The organism is Gelidibacter sp., from assembly GCF_035577925.1.
Taxonomy (GTDB): domain Bacteria; phylum Bacteroidota; class Bacteroidia; order Flavobacteriales; family Flavobacteriaceae; genus Gelidibacter.
In genome coordinates this window covers 1-1950 of record NZ_DATJCY010000353.1, presented here as the reverse complement: position 1 = coordinate 1950, position 1950 = coordinate 1, and the positions used below count along the sequence as shown (strand labels likewise).

Genomic DNA, 1950 nt, shown 5'->3' with positions numbered 1-1950 from the left:
TTTTTAGATTTGAGACTCCAAAATACCCCTATAGGAAACAGTAAACTTAAAACAGCAATGAACCCAGCAGGATTATCAAAACTGCCAGTAACAGCAAAAGAGCTATGATTAGATTGATATTTGCCGATGTATTGTAATACTCCATACAAAGCCTGAAATACCCCAACAACATACAGTCCTTTCATCATTGATAATGAAGCAATTTCCTGCACTGCTATTTTTATATTTACACTCCTTAAAAGCAATGTGATTATTCCAATAAACAATCCAAATACTGTAATGTAAAACTTTACCGTATTTTCCGTATTTACAAATTTCTCGGAAGTGAGAAATACACTTCCGAGAAATATCAAAACTATTCCAATTTTAAATTTCATATTATGCCGTCAAACTCTAATCACGATGGAATTTGTCATTATACCATATGCTTTTATATAACATTTCGACATATTGGTTCTTCTTTTTCTCACCTTTTTTTGTAAAGAAAAGTTTTATATCCATAGTCGCCCTGTCATTTTTTGTAATAAACATTCCAGTACAATAAGGATACTTCTCTTTACGAATTCTTTCTAATGATTCATCGAAAAAGTATACAGAATCAGCATTTGGCAAATCATAAATAAAAATGGAGTCAGCATTAAACATCTCATAAGGCTTTTTGCCTGCAATAATGGTTACATAGTCATTAAAACGAGTTTCAACGTTATTCTTATTTAAAGGATTTCCATGACCAAAATATAAACCAAGAGCACTTCTTATTTCACCTGTTATTTGACTTCTGTGAAAATTATGATTTACCATTCCAAGCCTTACTTCTTCTTTCTTAGAAACGTAGTTTGGTTGAGCATTATACATTATCATACAATCTTTATTGTTGGATAAAAATATAGGTCCATATATACTACCAGCTCCTTTCTCTGGCTCTTTACTGGCTGACCATAATACATAGAATTTATCCAAATTTGTAAAATTACTAATTGGATTAAAAATAATACCAAAGTCATTAGCAAGGTACTCAGTGTATGCCGGTAATTCTTTTTTATACCATAAATTTTCTTGAGCAGAAAGATTCCACGGTGCAAAAAGAATACTAAAGATAAATATTTGCTTTAAGATATTCATAATTCTTAATAGGGATAATAAATAGACGAGATGCTATCAGCCTGAATTGGCAACATTTGATTGTTCTGATAGTCATTATATAGAATATAACCACTATTTGAATCATAAAACATCCCATTTACTGCATGACCCGTTGTGTCAGATGTCGGATACCATATAAGTGCGTTGTTTAAAAACCCACCTTGCGTTACAGAATTGGATTTTCTTGCATTTGGATAAAAATGATATACCACAGAATCCATGAAGGTTGAACCTACTCCACTGAAATTTGAACCGTAAATACTATCTAGATAGGCTTTGGCATCATTAAAACTTACACCACCCATGCCTGCAAGTGAATGCGCAACACAATAAGTTGAATCACTGGGTTGAGAATTGTCTCCTTCAGTATTTCCAGATTTTAATCTAGGAATTAAATTATTAAAAGTTTTTGGTGCAAAAATCTCATTGGTTCTTTTAAATCCTTTTGTAATGTATTTAAACAAGTCCTCCGAAATATTCACTTGTGCCCCAGTGGTTTGCTTAATTCGATAAAGACCATTTTTCTTATCTATATTAAGTCTTTGAAGTGCTTGCCCGTATGTCTCCATATCTTTTACTGACATTTTGGACATTTCATAAGTATCTAAATCAAGATATTCTTCATATTGACTTTCAAGCAAATTTTCTTTCTCACATCCCCAAAAACCAATGATGCTGAAGAAAAACAGCATTACTATAGTTGTGGTAAATAAGTTAGATTTTCTAATTCTTTTCATTTTAATTTTTTTTTAAGATTAATAAAATTTCTGCTCTATTGTTTTAAATGGCTTCACAGTTTTCCTTTTG

The 1950-nt window shown here is 31.3% G+C and carries 2 protein-coding genes and 1 pseudogene; all 3 read right to left on the bottom strand.

Annotation, left to right across the window (positions count from 1 at the left end):
* Nucleotides 1-377: pseudogene (locus tag VNJ50_RS13500) on the bottom strand (hypothetical protein); the annotation flags it as partial.
* A gap of 16 nt (nt 378-393) precedes the next feature.
* A complete protein-coding gene (locus tag VNJ50_RS13495; RefSeq protein WP_325582776.1) occupies nt 394-1122 on the bottom strand; it encodes a hypothetical protein in 729 nt (242 codons plus the stop codon).
* A gap of 5 nt (nt 1123-1127) precedes the next feature.
* Entirely contained in the window at nt 1128-1880 is a 753-nt protein-coding gene (locus VNJ50_RS13490) for a hypothetical protein (protein WP_325582774.1), read from the bottom strand.
* Nucleotides 1881-1950 lie beyond the last annotated feature (70 nt).